Annotated in this window: 15 protein-coding genes and 5 tRNA genes; all 20 read left to right on the top strand. The window is 56.3% G+C overall.

Annotated features, from left to right (window positions below):
- Positions 1-268: 268 nt before the first annotated feature.
- On the top strand, positions 269-1,462 hold the full coding sequence (locus tag K0B93_RS18205; RefSeq protein ID WP_219868783.1) for a hypothetical protein: 1,194 nt from the start codon (positions 269-271) through the stop codon (positions 1,460-1,462).
- A 10-nt stretch (positions 1,463-1,472) separates the two neighbouring features.
- The gene (locus K0B93_RS18210) at positions 1,473-2,552 is read left to right on the top strand and encodes a hypothetical protein (protein ID WP_219868696.1); all 1,080 of its coding nucleotides are present in this window, start codon (positions 1,473-1,475) and stop codon (positions 2,550-2,552) included.
- Complete coding sequence (locus K0B93_RS18215; protein WP_228743631.1) at positions 2,549-3,100, top strand: hypothetical protein; 552 nt, start codon at positions 2,549-2,551, stop codon at positions 3,098-3,100. Before K0B93_RS18210 ends, K0B93_RS18215 begins: the two co-directional genes overlap by 4 nt.
- Positions 3,101-3,121: 21 nt before the next feature.
- Positions 3,122-5,524 (top strand): DUF6160 family protein, encoded by a 2,403-nt coding sequence (locus K0B93_RS18220; RefSeq protein WP_219868697.1) that lies wholly within the window; start codon positions 3,122-3,124, stop codon positions 5,522-5,524.
- 105 nt (positions 5,525-5,629) lie between these two features.
- Positions 5,630-6,595 carry a biotin--[acetyl-CoA-carboxylase] ligase gene (locus K0B93_RS18225; protein WP_219868698.1) on the top strand — a complete coding sequence of 322 codons (966 nt, stop codon included), beginning with the start codon at positions 5,630-5,632 and terminating at the stop codon, positions 6,593-6,595.
- Positions 6,592-7,326, top strand: coding sequence for a type III pantothenate kinase (locus K0B93_RS18230; protein WP_219868699.1), 735 nt, complete (start codon positions 6,592-6,594; stop codon positions 7,324-7,326). Before K0B93_RS18225 ends, K0B93_RS18230 begins: the two co-directional genes overlap by 4 nt.
- Positions 7,323-8,114 (top strand): hypothetical protein, encoded by a 792-nt coding sequence (locus tag K0B93_RS18235; protein ID WP_228743632.1) that lies wholly within the window; start codon positions 7,323-7,325, stop codon positions 8,112-8,114. The genes K0B93_RS18230 and K0B93_RS18235 overlap by 4 nt, the downstream gene beginning before the upstream one ends.
- 31 nt (positions 8,115-8,145) lie before the next feature.
- Positions 8,146-8,221, top strand: a tRNA-Thr gene (locus tag K0B93_RS18240).
- A 40-nt stretch (positions 8,222-8,261) separates the two neighbouring features.
- A tRNA-Tyr gene (locus K0B93_RS18245) sits at positions 8,262-8,346 on the top strand.
- A 10-nt stretch (positions 8,347-8,356) separates the two neighbouring features.
- Positions 8,357-8,431 (top strand) — tRNA-Gly (locus tag K0B93_RS18250).
- Between the two features lie 14 nt (positions 8,432-8,445).
- Positions 8,446-8,521: transfer RNA gene (locus K0B93_RS18255), tRNA-Thr, on the top strand.
- Positions 8,522-8,572: 51 nt separating this feature from the next.
- Positions 8,573-9,769, top strand: a complete 1,197-nt coding sequence (gene tuf, locus K0B93_RS18260; protein ID WP_219868700.1) for an elongation factor Tu — start codon at positions 8,573-8,575, stop codon at positions 9,767-9,769.
- A gap of 36 nt (positions 9,770-9,805) precedes the next feature.
- Positions 9,806-9,881: transfer RNA gene (locus K0B93_RS18265), tRNA-Trp, on the top strand.
- Between the two features lie 33 nt (positions 9,882-9,914).
- A complete protein-coding gene (gene secE, locus K0B93_RS18270; RefSeq protein ID WP_219868701.1) occupies positions 9,915-10,283 on the top strand; it encodes a preprotein translocase subunit SecE in 369 nt (122 codons plus the stop codon).
- 12 nt (positions 10,284-10,295) lie between these two features.
- Positions 10,296-10,829, top strand: coding sequence for a transcription termination/antitermination protein NusG (nusG, locus tag K0B93_RS18275; protein WP_218637423.1), 534 nt, complete (start codon positions 10,296-10,298; stop codon positions 10,827-10,829).
- 118 nt (positions 10,830-10,947) lie between these two features.
- Positions 10,948-11,379 carry a 50S ribosomal protein L11 gene (rplK, locus tag K0B93_RS18280; protein ID WP_041343263.1) on the top strand — a complete coding sequence of 144 codons (432 nt, stop codon included), beginning with the start codon at positions 10,948-10,950 and terminating at the stop codon, positions 11,377-11,379.
- A gap of 1 nt (position 11,380) precedes the next feature.
- The gene (rplA, locus tag K0B93_RS18285; RefSeq protein ID WP_219868702.1) at positions 11,381-12,079 is read left to right on the top strand and encodes a 50S ribosomal protein L1; all 699 of its coding nucleotides are present in this window, start codon (positions 11,381-11,383) and stop codon (positions 12,077-12,079) included.
- 219 nt (positions 12,080-12,298) lie between these two features.
- The gene (rplJ, locus tag K0B93_RS18290) at positions 12,299-12,829 is read left to right on the top strand and encodes a 50S ribosomal protein L10 (protein ID WP_219868703.1); all 531 of its coding nucleotides are present in this window, start codon (positions 12,299-12,301) and stop codon (positions 12,827-12,829) included.
- A 40-nt stretch (positions 12,830-12,869) separates the two neighbouring features.
- Positions 12,870-13,247: a 50S ribosomal protein L7/L12 gene (gene rplL / locus K0B93_RS18295; RefSeq protein WP_219868704.1), complete on the top strand. Its 378-nt coding sequence runs from the start codon at positions 12,870-12,872 to the stop codon at positions 13,245-13,247.
- A gap of 241 nt (positions 13,248-13,488) precedes the next feature.
- On the top strand, positions 13,489-17,568 hold the full coding sequence (gene rpoB / locus K0B93_RS18300; RefSeq protein WP_219868705.1) for a DNA-directed RNA polymerase subunit beta: 4,080 nt from the start codon (positions 13,489-13,491) through the stop codon (positions 17,566-17,568).
- Positions 17,569-17,589 lie beyond the last annotated feature (21 nt).

Below are 17,589 nucleotides of genomic sequence, written 5' to 3' on the forward strand. Positions count from 1 at the left end.
AGGTCATCGTCAGACTCCTAATACCAAAAACCCCAGCTTCCTCGAGGCTGGGGTTTTTTATTGCCCGGAGAAAAGTTTGGCATTGGACTCAAGCACCTATTTCTTGAAGTGCCTCACAGTGACAATTCGTAAAAAAGATTAACCTTACGTAAAAGAACTGGCCAAATAACCTAAAAACTCCCAGCCAGCCTCAGAGACGCTCATCAGTCATCATTTGACTACGCCGTGAATAAGAATAATGCGGCTTCAAAGGAATGAGACTATGAGTATGAAAGCAGTTTCCTGCCTTCTGTTGCCGCTCGTCAGTGCGGGAGCCGTAGCCGGTCTTCGTCCAATTTCCGACCAGCAGATGGCGGAGGTTAGGGGCCAGGCCTTCGTTTCCATTGATCGGCAATATCACCCAGGTACGAATGACAACACCGCTTATACCCGGGTCAACCTTGGGATGGGTATCGATATCCAGACCAACGTGGACACCCTTGAACTGGGGCGTTACGAGCGTGATGGCGAAAAGCCCGGCACCTCCGATGTGTACATAGAGGATTTCGCCCTCGGTTATATCAACAATCAGGCCTACTACAACGTTAATCCCGATGCACCCCGGCAGCGTAAGCCTGACGGCTCGGCGTACGCCGAAGGCGAAATCGTCCCCTTTTTGATACAGAACCCCTATTTTGAATTTGCCTTCGATGAGTCCAGCGAAGAAATCGTAGGCTTTCGGCTGGGCTTTGGTGAGTCCATGGGCATTCTTTCCGGGAAGATCAAAACGCTCACCGGAAATGTAAACGTCGACATTATTGATCGGGGAGAGGGGCTGAGCGAAGCCAGTTCCAGTGGCAATTTTTTTGACCAGGTAATCGTCTTGTTGACGCCCCTTCTGGAAGGGGGAAGTCCGCTCTCGACCAGGGCGGAGCTGGTGTACGGTGAAGAGGGCGACCCGAACATCGGAGCCCTGGACCCGGTTAGGGCCGAGTACATCGGTATTCCCGATGGTGAAAAATTTGTACTTGAGGGGGCCAGCGGTTTCACGCGGTGGTCGGTAAAGAACCTGATTGGCTGGGGTTCCACTTCTCGAATTGAGGTCCCGGACTGCTCGTTTTTCAGTTGTGGCAGTGGCGATATTAACGTCTACGCGGAAGATTGCCTGGTGCTTGGTATCGACTCCTGCTTCGATCTGGATATCTACAACAGCTTCCCCATCGGACAAGTCGGCGAAGTTGACGGGGAACGGAGGATTACCGGGCCCGCCGATGGGGCATTTATTTCTTTTCAGACCAGGGATCTCGATTGGCTCAAGGACGTCAGCAAAACCGACCTGTCCCAGGAGGATTTCATGCGCGCGACCTCCGGCGCCTTTTTCAATATTCCAAACGGGGCCACAGAGGTAAACCTGAGCGAAGCACTTTACGGTACCCAGCGCCATCGAACCGAGTATATCGACCGTGGAAAAGGTCTTTTCTGAGGAAGGCGTCATGACGAAAACCGCGATGGCATCCGTCCGGGGCTGTGCCGTTTTCCTGCTGGTGATGGCTGCGACGGTATCGGGCTCGCTGCCGGCTCGTGCTGAGCTTAAGGGGCTTTCGGAAAATGAAATGTCCAATGTCGGCGGCGCCGGGATCGGGTTTGTCCTGGAAAACTTCAAGTTCTCCCATGGTACGGATAAGCCCGACGCCAGCAGTAACCAGGCGCGTATTTTCCGCATCGGTGGCATCCGGAGCACCGATGGGCGGGAGGTCGATATAACGGTTAATCACCTCTATATCTCCGGCGCCGGCAGTGACTACGGCGAAAACCTGAGTCCCGTGAATCTTGGGCGCTTGGTCAACCCATGGAGCATCGATATCGTCGATGGCAATACGATCGGAGTTGCGAACAAGGCCGTAGTTGAATTCGCCGCTCCGGGCATGGTCGCGGCATCCCAGGGATACGACTGCATGAACGGCAGCGCAGTGGCTGGCAGCGGCGCCTGCTCCAGTCGCCCGGCCAGCGCCGATTATATCGGGGAGCGACCTGATATTGGCCTGCAGATGAATGTTGCGGTTGGTGAGGACCGCTCCGCCAATATCAATGTCCATGCGAAGACCGCGGTCTTCGATGGAAGTTTCCTGCGCTTGTGGGGGGATAACGAACGCCGCCAGATGGTCGGGCAATTCAGGCTCAATTTTTATTCACCCGAGCTCTCCATAAATGCCTGTTCCCAGGATGGCAGCTCTTGCGGATCGCGCATTCTGATGACTGATTTTGCCCTGCAGCTGGCCATCGGCAATCAGTTCCAACCGGTTTTCTTTGATGTGGATGGCGCGGGTAATTTCCTGGTGGACGTGGCCTCGATCCGTCCGCCCGCAGCGGGAGAGATCGCGGCCAATGGGCTTAGAAACAGCAGCAACACCGAAAGCTGGGATTTCTACGAAGCCTACTACACCAATCCGGAATACCGGAGTGATCTGAACATCGGGAATTTCAGTGTCGGTACCCGGGACTTCGGGTCCGCCCGGGTTCAGGGCATGCTCATTCAACACCTGAACATTCGAACCAGGGATCTGGCGCAATGACTGCCCGAAAATGGACAGTCCGGGCGTGCTCATTGTTGCCACTCATGATGGGGTTTCCGGTTTCTGCCGAGATGTCCCGTATGGGAGACGAGGCCATGTCCCGGGTTGCTGGCCAGAGCGGCATCTACCTATCCGGTGATATCAGTATCAATGAGGCGGGTGGCCCGTTGGAAACCAGCTACTTTGGACGCTGCGACGATGCAGGGAAAAAATGCGGGGCCCGGTTTGCCTACCGGTTAAAGGAAAACGGCGGTTGGATGGTGCTGGATGATATTCGGGGGACCTTTGCTTTTGAGGGCCTGACACTGCGGATACGAACAGTCGATTCCGGGTTTGGAGGGGATGGCGAACTGTTCAATCGTGACGTGCTCGAGCTGGGGCTTCCGAATACCGTCCGTTTTAACGACGCTCGATTCAAGATCGCTGCCAGTAGTACGGCTCGTCCGACCGAGCCGGGCTTTCAGCAGACCGACATGTTCTCGGTAGAAATGCAGGGTGAGGTCGTCATGGAAGGCAATCTGCTGGTCTTCCCAACCGGGAGCCCATAGTCGCGGGCTGTGAGGATGGTTATGACAAAGAGAAGCCGATATGTGGCGGCAGTCACGATCAGCACAATTGCGTTCTGCGGTGGGTTGGCGTCGGAGGCTTCGGCCGAGTTGAAGCGTCTCGACGATTCCGCAATGGCCGGTATCAGCGGCCAGCGCGGCTTGACGATGGAGCTGGGGTTAGGATTGTCGGCGAATCGGATCTCCTTTGTTGATGACGGCAATGGCATCAATCTCGAAGGTTTTCGGGTGGGGTCTGCAGTTGATCCAGCGGGGCAGGCGTATCATCTGGTGGTGATTGATATCGGTGCCGATGCCTCCCTTAATCTGGATTACCTGGTGGAAGACCGCCGCATTGAATTCGGAGATGTCCGCCTGGCCGGGGCGCCCGGTGTAAGCATGGGTGGTGTGTTCTTCGACCATTCCCTCCGGGGCACATTGAGTATACGGCCGGGCGGTGCAGTGGGTGGGGCCGGGTACACCTTTGACTCTGCTTACACCATGACCGGTGGACGGCTCGGCTATCGGACGAACGGCAACGAAGTTTTTCTCGATGATGTCAGCATTGATATCGAAGCCCTGGGCGTCACGCTGAATGTGGCGGGCGATACCCTGCAACTCAATGCGCCGAGGGTAGCGGCTGACTGGACCGTTGGTGCCATCCGGTACAGTAATAACCCCCGGAATCACGGCGTGAGTGTGGACGTTTCGTCGGGGCAGCCCCTGCCGTCGTTCGGCGGATTGAGCGGTGACTACGAGTTGTCCTCCTCTACAGGAATCACAGCCGGTGGCCGCAATGGTGAAGGTTTGCGTATCGATAACGAAACCACCATCCACAGCGCCGCGTTTCGGTATCACGATGACGGTAACACCCTGGCATTCCGGGACATCACCGGTGGCTATGTCATCGATGACTTTCGGCTTGATGTGTCCACCGACGACCAGGGCCGCGCGGCCCTGGCCTTCACCGTAGACTCGATAGATGGTCAGTTTTCCGTGGGTGCGATCGAAATGGGTGGCAATGGGAAAAGCATGGGGGCCGTGAACGTAAGTTTTCTGTTCGAAGACCAGTCGTTCGGCGGGCGCACCTATACCAACGCCCTGTATCTGCAAGGCGGTGGCCATGCGGATGCCGGTCCCCAGGGTCTGCGTCTCGCGGCGGAGTGGAGCTTGCGCCTGGCTGATCTCAGTTACACGGAAAATGGCAATCGGGTGATCTTCAGTGGTCTGCAATCGTGGGGGCAGGGCGATGTCACGGTTAACGTGACTCGGGAGGAAGTTCGCAACGGTACCCGGTTCTATGATGGGCTCCGTGTGGGGTTCGAGGGAATCCGGGCTGGATACCTGATCAACGGGTTGCGGGTCGGGAATGACGATGCGCCACTGCAGGGTGGTACTGAGTTGTTGCTCGCGCTTGGATTCTATCCGTCTTATGAGTTCGAGCTCGATGGTCACATGACCCTGGGCCCCGGGGGTGCCACCGGGGAGGGCCTGACGATCAATTCCGATATCAGGATTAGCAATGGCAAAGCCGCAATTATTGCCGCACCTTACGATGAAGGAAGTGGTGAAATCGGTCAGAAAGGGCTCTGGATTGGAGAGCTTGAATACGATGGTCACGTCCGTGACATGACCCTGGATCTGACGGAGGACGGGCTGGTCATTGGCAAAGGCGAGACCTGGAGCACCATGGATATCGGGAACCTGAGACTCGGTGATAAGTCCACCGGTCAGAGCTTCGGTCGCTTTGTCTTGCAGAAATACGAAACCGGGAGCAGCATGACTATTATCCCGGGTGGGGCGGGATTGGTCTGTGCCGGCGGGGCCGGCAGTGACGAGACTTCGTGTCTGGCTTCAGGCGGCTTTTGGGAGAATCGTGGGGACGAGGGGATCACAATCCAGTTGAAGCAGGTCCTCGCCCGGGCCGCCAGCGATAGCAGGAAGAACGCCCTGACCTGGGAAACCAACCGCGACAAAGATGGCAGTGACAACCCAGTGAACGGAACCGGTACCCGCCTGATTATTGACGATATCCACACCAGTGACGGAGGAGATTACGACGGCGATGGAGTCGATGATAATACTTTCGGGGTCCGTACTGATCTGTCGGCAGATATCTATCAGACCAGGGTCGTCAAGAAGGCTACGGGGGCGGATTCGTTGGGTGTGGTTGGTGCCCGGGGCGACGAGAAGGTCATGGATGCGGCCGCACCTGAGGGCTATCGCTATGTCTCCGAGCCAACTGCGGCCGACCGTTCCGACCGTCCCCTCGGCTTTGCGGTACAGGCCCGGAGCCGGTTCAAGGAGTTGTCGATCAGCACTATTGATCTGGTCCATCCGGGCGGGGGAGCACAGACGGCGGTTTACGGGGTCAAGATGCAGAACTTTGATATAAAAGCTAACCTGACAGCCACGCCTATTCCGTGAGGGTTTTAGTGGTCGGTCGCACAGACGTGGGTCGCCAGTTTTGTCTTTTGCGCTCTCCTGTTGTTTAATCCGGCGTTACTCACTCTCCTGGCCGGAAAATCTCTGATGAAATCCAAGGCACTGATTACCCTACTGAGCGATGGCGAAGTTCACTCCGGAGAATCTCTCGCGGGTCAGCTCGGCGTGAGCCGAACAGCGGTCTGGAAGCAGATCCGGCGGGCGATGGACGAGGGCTTCAAGATTGACACCATACGCGGTCGCGGGTACCAGCTGATATCTGTAGTTGACCTGCTGCAGCATGACGTCATTCTGAGTGTCGTGGACCAGCCTCATCGACCGGATCTGAACCTCGCGATTCTGGAGGAGGTGGACTCGACCAACGCCGAAGTCGTTCGCCAGGTGGGCCGGGGTATCAGCGGCATTCCGGTAGCCATCGCCGAGTGTCAGACCGAAGGGCGGGGTCGCCGGGGACGAACGTGGAGCAGTCCCCGTGGGCAGAACCTGTACATGAGCATGGGGCTTACCTTTCACGGTGGGTTCTCGGTTCTTGATGGTTTGAGCCTGGTTCTCGGGGTAGCTGTTGCCAATGCCCTCGAGGGGCTGGGGGCATCCGACATTGGTCTCAAATGGCCGAACGATATTTTTCTGCCCCAAGGCAAGTTGGGGGGAATTCTGGTGGAGCTGCAAGGGGAGTTGCAGGAAGGGGTTGTCCAGGTGATAGCCGGCATTGGTATCAACGTTCATATGTCGGAAGTCGAAGGTGTCAACCAGCCCTGGAGCAGTCTGGCTCGGGCATACCCCGCGGTTGACTGGTCCCGGAGCGAGATCGCCGGTTCGATCATCAACGCTGTTCTCGACGCAGCCCATTTGTTCTCGGACGTTGGCTTTCGGGATTTTCGCGAGCCCTGGCAGCGCCGGGACATTTTTCAGGGGCGGCCACTGGAGGCGAAAGGAGGAAGTGTTCGGGGAACCGGGCTCGGTATTGATGAGTCTGGCAATTACCTGTTGCGAACGGACGAAGGCGTCGTCCCGGTGCGGGCGGGCGAGATAAGTTTGAGGATGGCGCCATGAAGCTGTTGATCGATGCCGGAAACTCCAGGTTGAAGTGGCGCCTGGATCAGGATGGCCGGATTCTGGAGCAGGGGGTTGGTACCCTTGACGACGCGGATCCGCTTCCGGGGCTTTCCATTGATGCAAGAAACCTCACCGGTGTGGCTGTCTCGACGGTCGCGTCCGAGGAGAGGCGTCTGAATTTGATGGAACAGCTGTCCGCGCGGACCGCCGCCCCAATCCGATTTTACTGGGCCGAGACCCGTCGCGGCGGGCTTGTTAATGCCTACGCCGACCCTCGAATGATGGGGGCAGATCGTTGGCACGCAATGTATGGGGCGTGGCGCTCAATCAACGCCGGCTTTGTTGTAGTGGATGCCGGGAGTGCGGTGACCGTGGATTATGTGGCCCCTTCGGGCCAACACCTTGGAGGGTTTATTCTACCGGGTCTGCATATGATGCTTCGTAGCCTCAAGAGTGATGCCGCACGAATCGGTTTCGATCCGGACCAGGTCCTGGATACCCGCCCGGGTAAATCTACCGGCGAGTGTGTGAATCATGGTCTGGCCTGGCTGTCGGCGGCCGTAGTGGATCAGATACATAAGGATGCGCAGGCCTTTGGTCTGGACCGCATCGTTGTTACCGGGGGCGATGCTGATCGGCTTCTGGGTCTCGGGCTGTCCGCGGCCAATCGGCCGCAACTGGTTCTTGACGGGCTTGCGTTGATCGACAATGAGGATCAGGCGCAATGAAGTGGCTGGCTTTCCTTCTGTTAATTCTGAACCTGTTGGTATGGCATTTCGCCGGTACCCTTCAGGGGCCCGCAAATTCGGCGTCTGGTGCCGCCGGGAACCTGCCTCGTGTTGCCAGTCTGAAATCTACGGAGGAGGCAGCGTCGAAACCCTCGGATCCTGAAGTGCCGGACGTGGAACCTCCGGCTCCGGAAGATGCCCCTGCCGGGGACGACGGTTCCGAAGTCGCGGTGGGTGCCGCACAGCCTGGTCAGAATAACGAACAGGAGGCGGTGGTCGCGGAACCGGCTGCTGTTCCGCCAGACTGTGTCCGAATGGGGTGGTTTGGTTCCCTGAATGCGGCTCGCGCCCTGGTGGCTAACCAGCCTCTTGCTGACCAGGTTGATGTGACCGTCGAGGAGGTGGAGCGGGAGCTGACCCCGTACCACTGGGTCATTATCCCGCCCCAACCCAGAGCGGTAGCCTTGAAACAGTTCCGGGACATTCAGCGTCAGGGCATAGATTCGTATCTGGTCACGGAGGGCGAGAACCGGAACGCGATCTCTCTCGGCCTGTTTGAGTCGCGGGAAGCAGCAATATCCGTGCTGGAAGAAAAAAAGCGCCAGAATTTTAATGCGGTACTGGCCAACTTCCCCCGAAATCAGATAAGCTACGCGCTCGTTTTTGAGGCTGAGCCAGGGCTTGCTAAAGAGCTGGTTGAGGCGGTGAAAGCGGATTACGGGGGCAATTTCGATTTCGTCGAAATCAACCCTTGTGAGGGTGTTGCAACGCCCCCAAAAAATCCGTAGTATACCGCCCTCGCTGACGAGGCGATTGTGAGCTGGCGTAGCTCAGTTGGTAGAGCAGCTGACTTGTAATCAGCAGGTCGGGGGTTCGATTCCGTCCGCCAGCTCCACTTTTTTGTTTTGACGGTTTCGTGTTAACGGGATCGACTCGGAGGGGTTCCCGAGTGGCCAAAGGGATCAGACTGTAAATCTGACGGCATCGCCTTCGCAGGTTCGAATCCTGCCCCCTCCACCACTAATTGCTCGCGGGCATCGTATAGTGGCTATTACCTCAGCCTTCCAAGCTGATGACGCGGGTTCGATTCCCGCTGCCCGCTCCAATTTAGCAAGCAATGCTCATGTAGCTCAGTTGGTAGAGCACACCCTTGGTAAGGGTGAGGTCGGCGGTTCAAATCCGCCCATGAGCTCCATTATTAATCCGGTCAACGTTATGATCCAGGTTGATTAGGGAGATTGGTCGAATGTCTAAAGAAAAGTTTGATCGCAGTAAGCCGCACCTCAACGTAGGCACCATTGGTCACGTTGACCATGGTAAGACCACTCTGACCGCCGCCCTGACTCGTGTGTGTCACGAAGTCTGGGGTACTGGTTCTGCCAGTGCATTCGATCAGATCGATAACGCACCGGAAGAGAAGGCGCGTGGTATCACCATCGCGACTTCCCACGTTGAATACGATTCTCCGAATCGTCACTACGCCCACGTCGACTGCCCGGGCCACGCTGACTATGTGAAGAACATGATCACTGGTGCGGCGCAGATGGACGGCGCGATCCTGGTGTGTTCTGCAGCTGACGGCCCCATGCCGCAGACTCGTGAGCACATCCTGCTGTCCCGTCAGGTTGGCGTACCGTTCATTGTCGTGTTCCTGAACAAGGCCGACATGGTAGACGACGAAGAGTTGCTCGAGCTGGTTGAGATGGAAGTTCGTGATCTGCTGAGCCAGTACGACTTCCCGGGCGACGACACGCCGATCATTACCGGTTCTGCGCTGATGGCGCTGGAAGGTAAGGACGACAACGAGATGGGTACTACCGCTGTCAAGAAGCTGGTAGAAGCCCTGGACGAGTACATCCCGGAGCCGGAGCGTGCGATTGATCAGCCGTTCCTGATGCCGATCGAGGACGTATTCTCCATCTCTGGTCGTGGTACCGTTGTGACCGGTCGTGTTGAGCGTGGCATCATCAAGGTTGGCGATGAAGTGGAAATCGTTGGTATCAAGGATACCGTGAAGACCACTTGTACCGGTGTTGAGATGTTCCGCAAGCTGCTGGACGAAGGTCGTGCCGGTGAGAACGTTGGTGTTCTGCTGCGTGGTACCAAGCGTGACGACGTTGAGCGTGGTCAGGTTCTGTGTGTGCCAGGCTCGATCAAGCCGCATACCAAGTTCGAGTGCGAAGTGTACGTATTGAGCAAAGAAGAAGGCGGTCGTCATACTCCGTTCTTCAAGGGCTATCGTCCGCAGTTCTACTTCCGTACCACCGACGTCACAGGTTCCTGTGAGCTGCCGGAAGGTGTGGAGATGGTTATGCCGGGTGACAACGTCAAGATGAGTGTTACCCTGATCGCTCCAATCGCCATGGAAGATGGTCTGCGCTTCGCGATTCGCGAAGGTGGCCGTACCGTTGGTGCCGGCGTGGTCGCCAAGATCATCGAGTAATAGACTCGAAGTAAGTGCACTGAGTTGTTTCGGTGCAGGCCAGTAGCTCAATTGGCAGAGCAGCGGTCTCCAAAACCGCAGGTTGGGGGTTCGATTCCCTCCTGGCCTGCCATTTTTAAACATCCGGATACATAAGTTGATTCCTATGGAGTCAAAAGCCGTTCAGTCAACCAGTCGTTTCGATTTTTTGAAGTGGCTGGTTGTTTTTGCTCTGATTGCCATCGGTGTGGTGGGCAATCAGTATTTTAGTGCCGAGTCTCTGCTGTATCGGGTTCTGGCTCTCGTGGGTCTCGCTATTGTTGCGGCCCTTGTGGCGCTCCAAACTGATCGCGGTCGTCGTTTTGCGACACTGTTGAAAGAGGCGAGGGTTGAGATCCGGAAAGTGGTATGGCCCACCAGGCCCGAGCTCGTGCAGACTACCGCCATTGTGGTGGTGTTTGTGCTGGTTGTGGCGCTGTTGTTGTGGGGTATGGATTCGCTGATCAGTATGCTGGTCGCCGGGTTTATCGGTTAACGGGAGTGGGCAATGGCTAAGCGCTGGTACGTCGTTCATGCGTATTCTGGCTTCGAAAAGCACGTGATGCGCACTCTGAAAGAGCGCGTAGCGCTTAACGGCATGGAAGACAAGTTCGGCGAGATCCTCGTCCCGACCGAAGAAGTTGTCGAAATGCGCGAAGGTAAAAAGCGCAAAAGCGAGCGGAAATTCTACCCCGGATACGTACTCGTGCAGATGGAAATGGACGACGGTACGTGGCACCTTGTGAAGAATACTCCGCGGGTGCTGGGCTTTATTGGTGGCACTAAGGATAAGCCGGCGCCGATTACCGAGCGTGAAGCTGAAGCAATTCTACGCCGGGTTGAAAGTGGCGCCGAAAAGCCGAAGCCCAAGACCCTGTTTGAACCGGGTGAAATTGTTCGCGTTGTTGAAGGGCCGTTTGCGGACTTTAATGGCGTGGTTGAGGAAGTTGACTACGACAAGAGTCGGGTCAAGGTTGCTGTATTGATTTTCGGTCGTTCAACTCCGGTAGAGTTGGAGTTTGGGCAGGTCGAAAAGGACTGATCAGCGGCTTATAAGCTGAAAGCTCGCGCGCTCTGGCGACGCGGGCTTTTTGTGTCTGCACTTAGCAGTTATGAAACCAGGGGAGCCGAAAGGCGTTTGAACCCAAAGGAGATTTATCATGGCTAAGAAGATTGAAGCCTACATCAAGCTTCAGGTTGCTGCCGGTAAGGCCAACCCGAGCCCCCCCGTTGGTCCTGCGCTGGGTCAGCGTGGTGTGAATATCATGGAATTCTGCAAGGCGTTCAATGCCCAGACCCAGGATATGGAGCCGGGCCTGCCGATTCCAACTGTTATCACGGTTTACAGTGATCGCAGCTTTACCTTTATCACCAAGACTCCGCCTGCACCGGTTCTGCTCAAGAAGGCAGCTGGCATCAAGAGCGGCTCTGGACGTCCGAACACCGAAAAGGTCGGAACCGTGACCCGTGAGCAGCTGGAAGAGATTGCCAAGACCAAGGAGCCGGATCTGACTGCTGCCGATATGGACGCAGCGGTTCGTACCATTGCAGGAACAGCCCGTAGCATGGGCCTGAACGTGGAGGGCCTGTAACATGGCAAAGCTGAGCAAGCGTCAGAAGCTGATTCGTGAAAAGGTCGATCCGACTCGCGCCTACTCCGTAGACGAAGCCGTTGCCCTGCTCGTTGAGCTGGGACAGAACGTGAAGTTCAAGGAGTCTGTGGACGTTGCCGTAAACCTGGGGGTTGATGCTCGTAAATCGGACCAGGTGGTTCGTAGCAGCACTGTTCTGCCCCACGGTACCGGTAAAACCGTGCGCGTAGCTGTATTTACCCAGGGCGCGAATGCCGAGAAAGCCACAGCAGCGGGCGCTGACGTGGTAGGTATGGACGATCTGGCCGACGAAGTTAAAAAAGGCAAGATGGACTTCGATGTGGTTATTGCCACTCCCGACGCCATGCGTGTTGTTGGTCAGTTGGGCCAGATCCTCGGCCCCCGTGGCCTGATGCCGAACCCGAAAGTCGGCACCGTAACCCCTGACGTTGAGACCGCGGTGAAAAACGCCAAGGCCGGTCAGGTTCGTTACCGTACCGACAAGAACGGTATTATCCACGCTCCTCTGGGTAACGTTGAATTCTCTGCGCAGAACATCAAGGAAAACCTTGAAGCTCTGATCGCAGATCTGAAAAAGGCCAAGCCGTCTTCGGCGAAAGGTGTGTATCTGAAGAAGATCACCGTTTCGTCGACTATGGGTCCTGGCCTGACTATCGATCAGGGCGGTCTGGCAATCTGATCCTCTGAACGGTAGTCACTTTGTAGTCTGGGCGGAAGCCAAGGCTGTCAAAGACCGCAGGCCCCCGAAGCCCTCTGTTCAAAAGGGCCGCAAGGGTTAAAGTAACGCCTGCGCAGACGGTGTGAAGACGTTCTCTCTGAACCCAAACACCGTTAAGGCGCCCGCAAGGGCAATGATGGGTTTGCCGGGATAAACCCGGCGAAATCGAGGAGAAATCCAGTGGCAATTAGACTCGAAGACAAGAAAGCGATCGTCGCTGAAGTCAACGAGACTGCCGGTGGTGCTCTGTCTGTGGTTCTGGCTGACTACCGTGGTGTCACCTCTGGTGACATGACGGCTCTTCGTGCCAAAGCTCGTGCCGAGAATGTGCGTCTTAAGGTTGTTCGTAACAACCTGGCAAAGATTGCTATTCGCGGTACCGAGTTTGAGTGCATCGATGAGGCCCTGGTCGGCCCGACCATTCTGGCGTTCTCTATGGAAGATCCAGGCGCGGCAGCGCGTCTGTTGAAGGATTTTGCCAAAGAGAAAGAGGTGTTTGAGATCAAGGGACTGGCCGTCGGCGGTGAGCTGATGAGTGCAGACCAGATTGATCGCCTTGCCAAGCTGCCAACACGTCACGAAGCGTTGACAATGCTGGCCGCTGTTACACAGGCACCGATCACCAAGCTGGCACGGACACTGAACGAAGTTCCTTCGAAAGTGACTCGTGCTGTAGCGGCAGTTCGCGACCAGAAGCAAGAAGCTGCTTGATTCTGTTGAACACCATTTTTTATATTTTTGGGAGAAAGTCATGGCTCTGTCTAACGAAGACATTTTGAACGCAATCGCAGAAATGAGCGTAATGGACGTTGTTGCGCTTGTTGAAGCAATGGAAGAGAAGTTCGGTGTATCTGCCGCTGCAGCTGTTGCTGCTGCGCCTGCAGCCGCTGGTGGCGAAGCCGCCGCTGTTGAAGAGCAGACCGAATTTGACGTTGTTCTTACCGGTCCTGGTGAGAAGAAAGTCAACGTAATCAAGGCCGTTCGTGAACTTACCGGCCTGGGTCTGAAAGAAGCTAAGGAAATGGTCGACGGCGCACCTTCCACTATCAAGGAAGCTGCTAGCAAGGCTGACGCTGAAGAAGCCAAGAAGAAGCTTGAGGAAGCAGGCGCTTCTGTTGAGCTCAAGTAAGAGTCGGCTGTTGATCGAAACCGTGCATTAAGCATGGACAGGCTGGTGGCTTTGTGCCACCGGCCTTTTTCTGTTGTATATGCTATAGAGTCTGGCCGGTGAATACAGGTTGGTGTTGAATCTACAACCTACTGCCAGAGTCTTGTTCAAGACGGCGCGATAAGCCGAGCAATTCGGCCCCGAAGCAGAACAATGGTTGCTTCTTGATACCAGGTATCAGGTCTAAAGCTGGGGAATGCAGATGACTTACTCCTACACTGAGAAAAAGCGGATTCGCAAAGATTTTAGTAAATTGCCTTCCGTGATGGACGTCCCCTATTTGCTGTCTATTCAGCTGGATTCGTTCCGGGACTTCCTCCAAATGGAAGCCGCTCCTGAAGACCGCCGGGAAACCGGTCTTCACGCAGCATTCAAATCCGTATTCCCGATTGTCAGTTACTCTGGCAACGCCGCGCTCGAATACGTGAGTTACCGTATCGGAGAGCCGGTTTTCGATGTCAAGGAATGCCAGCTTAGGGGCGTAACCTACGCAGCGCCGCTGCGGGTGAAAGTCCGACTTATCATCTACGATAAGGAATCGTCCAACAAGGCGATCAAGGACATTAAAGAGCAGGAAGTCTACATGGGCGAAATGCCCCTGATGACTGAGAACGGTACCTTCGTTATCAACGGTACCGAGCGTGTTATTGTTTCCCAGTTGCACCGTTCTCCTGGCGTGTTCTTCGATCACGACAAGGGTAAGACCCACTCTTCCGGCAAGCTGCTGTATTCGGCCCGGGTGATTCCTTACCGTGGCTCCTGGCTTGATTTCGAGTTCGATCCGAAAGATGCCGTGTTCGTTCGTATCGACCGTCGCCGGAAGCTGCCAGCCTCGATTCTTCTGCGTGGTCTCGGGTATACCTCCGAGCAGATGCTGGAGATGTTCTTCGAAACCAGTAAGTTCAGCCTGGGTGCCGAGGTCTGCAAGCTGGAGCTGGTTCCAAGTCGTCTGCGGGGCGACATTGCGACCTTCGACATCAAGGACAATGACGGTAACGTGATTGCTGAGGAAGGTCGTCGTATTACAGCGCGCCATATCAAGCAGTTGGAAAAAGCGGGCATAAATGAGCTCGAGGTTCCGACTGAGTATCTCTATGGCCGGGTACTGGCCAAGGATATGGTGGACACCAAGACCGGAGAAATCCTGGTTGAGTGTAACTCCGAACTGACCGAAGAGCTGATCACCAAGATCCTGGATGCGGGTGTTACCGAGATTGAGACTCTGTACACCAACGACCTGGACTGCGGTCCGTTCATGTCCGATACCCTGCGTATCGATCCGACCCGCACTCCGCTGGAGGCGCTGGTTGAGATCTATCGCATGATGCGCCCTGGCGAGCCGCCTACGAAGGAGTCGGCCGAGAACCTGTTTAATAACCTGTTCTTCTCCGAGGAGCGTTACGACCTGTCTGCCGTTGGTCGCATGAAGCTCAATCGTCGCCTGCGTCGTGAGGAAAGCACCGGGGAAGGCATTCTCACGCATGCCGATATCATTGATGTCCTGAAGACACTGATCGATATTCGTAACGGTCAGGGCAACGTGGACGATATCGATAACCTCGGCAACCGGCGTGTGCGTTGTGTTGGTGAAATGGCCGAGAACCAGTTCCGGGTTGGCCTGGTCCGTGTTGAGCGTGCCGTGCGTGAGCGTCTGAGTCTTGCCGAGAGCGAAGGCCTGATGCCGCAGGACCTGATCAATGCCAAGCCAGTGGCGGCTGCGGTTAAGGAATTCTTTGGTTCCAGCCAGCTGTCCCAGTTCATGGACCAGAATAACCCGCTGTCCGAGGTGACTCACAAGCGTCGTATTTCGGCCCTTGGGCCGGGCGGTCTGACTCGTGAGCGAGCCGGTTTTGAGGTTCGGGACGTGCATCCGACCCATTACGGGCGGGTATGTCCAATCGAGACGCCGGAAGGTCCGAACATCGGTCTCATCAACTCGCTGGCCACCTACGCCCGATCCAATTCCTACGGATTCCTGGAGAGTCCGTACCGGAAGGTGGTTGATGGTGTGGTTACCGACGAAGTGGTGTACCTGTCTGCCATCGAAGAGAGCAATTACGTCATCGCCCAGGCCAGTGCGGCCATGGACGAGGAGAGCAAGCGCCTCACCGATGAGCTGGTTACCGTTCGTCACCAGAACGAATTTACCGTCACGCCTCCGGAAAGCGTGAACTTCATGGATGTGTCGCCGCGTCAGGTTGTTTCCGTGGCTGCGTCCCTGATTCCGTTCCTTGAGCATGATGACGCCAACCGCGCCTTGATGGGTGCGAACATGCAGCGTCAGGCTGTGCCGACCCTGCGTTCGCAAGTGCCTCTGGTAGGCACCGGTGTTGAGCGCACCGTGGCCCAGGATTCCGGGGTTTGTGTGACTGCCCGTCGAGGCGGTGTGATTGAAAGTGTGGATGCGGCCCGTATCGTGGTGCGCGTTGACAACGAGGAAACCGAGGCAGGTGATGCCGGTGTGGATATCTACAACCTCACCAAGTACACCCGCTCGAACCAGAACACCTGTATCAACCAGCGTTCGATTGTGCGTCAGGGTGACGTGATCGCCCGGGGCGACGTGCTCGCCGATGGCCCGTCGGTTGATCTGGGTGAGCTTGCGCTGGGGCAGAATATGCGCATCGCGTTCATGCCCTGGAACGGTTACAACTTCGAGGACTCCATCCTTATCTCCGAGAAAGTGGTTCAGGAAGACCGTCTGACCACCATCCACATTCAGGAACTGACCTGTGTGGCCCGGGATACCAAGCTGGGAAGTGAAGAAATCACGGCGGACATTCCGAACGTCGGTGAAAGCGCGCTGTCCAAGCTGGATGAGTCCGGTATTGTCTACATCGGTGCTGAAGTTGGCCCGGGCGATATCCTCGTCGGCAAGGTAACGCCGAAAGGGGAGACCCAGCTGACGCCGGAGGAGAAGCTCCTGCGTGCCATCTTTGGTGAGAAGGCCTCGGACGTGAAGGATACCTCTTCGCGTGTTCCGACCGGTACCCGCGGTACCGTGATCGACGTGCAGGTCTTCACCCGTGACGGTATCGAGAAGGATCAGCGTGCCCAGTCCATCGAAAAAGAGCAGCTGGATCAGTACCGCAAGGATCTGAAGGACGAATACCGCATTGTTGAGGGTGCAACCTTTGAGCGTCTGATGAACGCGCTGAAAGGCCAGGAAGTTATCAGTGGTCCGAGCCTGAAGAAGGGTGCCACGCTGGACGAGGCTTACCTTGCCGAGTTGCCGCGCCCCGAGTGGTTCAAGCTGCGCATGAAAGATGACGGTCTGAACGAGCTGCTCGAGAAATCCGAGCAGGGCCTGGATGACCGCAAGAAAGAGCATGAGGCACGGTTTGACGACAAGAAGGGCAAGTTGCAGCAGGGCGATGACCTTGCTCCGGGCGTGCTCAAGATCGTCAAGGTTTACCTGGCTATCAAGCGTCGCATCCAGCCGGGTGACAAAATGGCCGGGCGTCACGGTAACAAGGGTGTTATCTCATCGGTTATGCCGATTGAGGACATGCCTTACGACGAACACGGCAACACGGTCGACGTTGTGCTGAACCCGCTGGGTGTACCGTCACGGATGAACGTCGGGCAGGTGCTCGAGACCCATCTGGGTGCTGCGGCCAAGGGCCTGGGTGAGCGTATCAGCCGGATGCTGGACGAGCAGCGTAAGGTCGCTGAGCTTCGCCAGTTGCTGGATGAGATCTACAACCACTCGGACGAAGTGTTCAAGGTGGACCTGGATTCGCTGAGCGACAAGGAAATCCTTGAAATGTGCGGCAACCTGCGCACGGGTGTTCCTATGGCAACGCCGGTCTTCGACGGCGCCAAGGAAGCCGAGGTCAAGCGGATGCTTGAGCTTGCCGGACTGGACACGACGGGCCAGACAATGTTGTACGACGGCCGTACCGGTGACGCATTTGATCGTCCGGTGACTGTCGGCTACATGTATATCCTGAAGCTGAACCACCTGATCGACGACAAGATGCACGCTCGTTCCACCGGCTCCTACAGCCTGGTTACCCAGCAGCCGCTGGGTGGTAAGGCGCAGTTCGGTGGCCAGCGCTTCGGTGAGATGGAAGTGTGGGCCCTTGAGGCTTACGGTGCGGCGTATACGCTGCAGGAAATGCTCACCGTCAAGTCTGATGACGTGAACGGTCGGACCAAGATGTACAAGAACATTGTCGATGGCGATCATCGTATGGAGCCGGGCATGCCCGAGTCCTTCAACGTTCTTGTCAAGGAAATCCGCTCGTTGGGTATCGACATCGAGCTGGAATCCGAGTGAGCCGAATTGTTTTTGGCAGCG

This window comes from Marinobacter sp. F4218 (assembly GCF_019443085.1).
Classification (GTDB): Bacteria; Pseudomonadota; Gammaproteobacteria; order Pseudomonadales; family Oleiphilaceae; genus Marinobacter; species Marinobacter albus.

Bases quoted from the DNA above. Each gene is read 5' to 3' on its own strand.
- tuf (WP_219868700.1), top strand. From the start codon at position 8,573: ATGTCTAAAGAAAAGTTTGATCGCAGTAAGCCGCACCTCAACGTAGGC.
- rpoB (WP_219868705.1), top strand. From the start codon at position 13,489: ATGACTTACTCCTACACTGAGAAAAAGCGGATTCGCAAAGATTTTAGT.
- K0B93_RS18225 (WP_219868698.1), top strand. From the start codon at position 5,630: ATGAAATCCAAGGCACTGATTACCCTACTGAGCGATGGCGAAGTTCAC.
- rplL (WP_219868704.1), top strand. From the start codon at position 12,870: ATGGCTCTGTCTAACGAAGACATTTTGAACGCAATCGCAGAAATGAGC.
- nusG (WP_218637423.1), top strand. From the start codon at position 10,296: ATGGCTAAGCGCTGGTACGTCGTTCATGCGTATTCTGGCTTCGAAAAG.
- K0B93_RS18210 (WP_219868696.1), top strand. From the start codon at position 1,473: ATGACGAAAACCGCGATGGCATCCGTCCGGGGCTGTGCCGTTTTCCTG.
- secE (WP_219868701.1), top strand. From the start codon at position 9,915: ATGGAGTCAAAAGCCGTTCAGTCAACCAGTCGTTTCGATTTTTTGAAG.
- K0B93_RS18220 (WP_219868697.1), top strand. From the start codon at position 3,122: ATGACAAAGAGAAGCCGATATGTGGCGGCAGTCACGATCAGCACAATT.
- K0B93_RS18230 (WP_219868699.1), top strand. From the start codon at position 6,592: ATGAAGCTGTTGATCGATGCCGGAAACTCCAGGTTGAAGTGGCGCCTG.
- rplA (WP_219868702.1), top strand. From the start codon at position 11,381: ATGGCAAAGCTGAGCAAGCGTCAGAAGCTGATTCGTGAAAAGGTCGAT.
- K0B93_RS18205 (WP_219868783.1), top strand. From the start codon at position 269: ATGAAAGCAGTTTCCTGCCTTCTGTTGCCGCTCGTCAGTGCGGGAGCC.
- K0B93_RS18235 (WP_228743632.1), top strand. From the start codon at position 7,323: ATGAAGTGGCTGGCTTTCCTTCTGTTAATTCTGAACCTGTTGGTATGG.
- rplK (WP_041343263.1), top strand. From the start codon at position 10,948: ATGGCTAAGAAGATTGAAGCCTACATCAAGCTTCAGGTTGCTGCCGGT.
- K0B93_RS18215 (WP_228743631.1), top strand. From the start codon at position 2,549: ATGACTGCCCGAAAATGGACAGTCCGGGCGTGCTCATTGTTGCCACTC.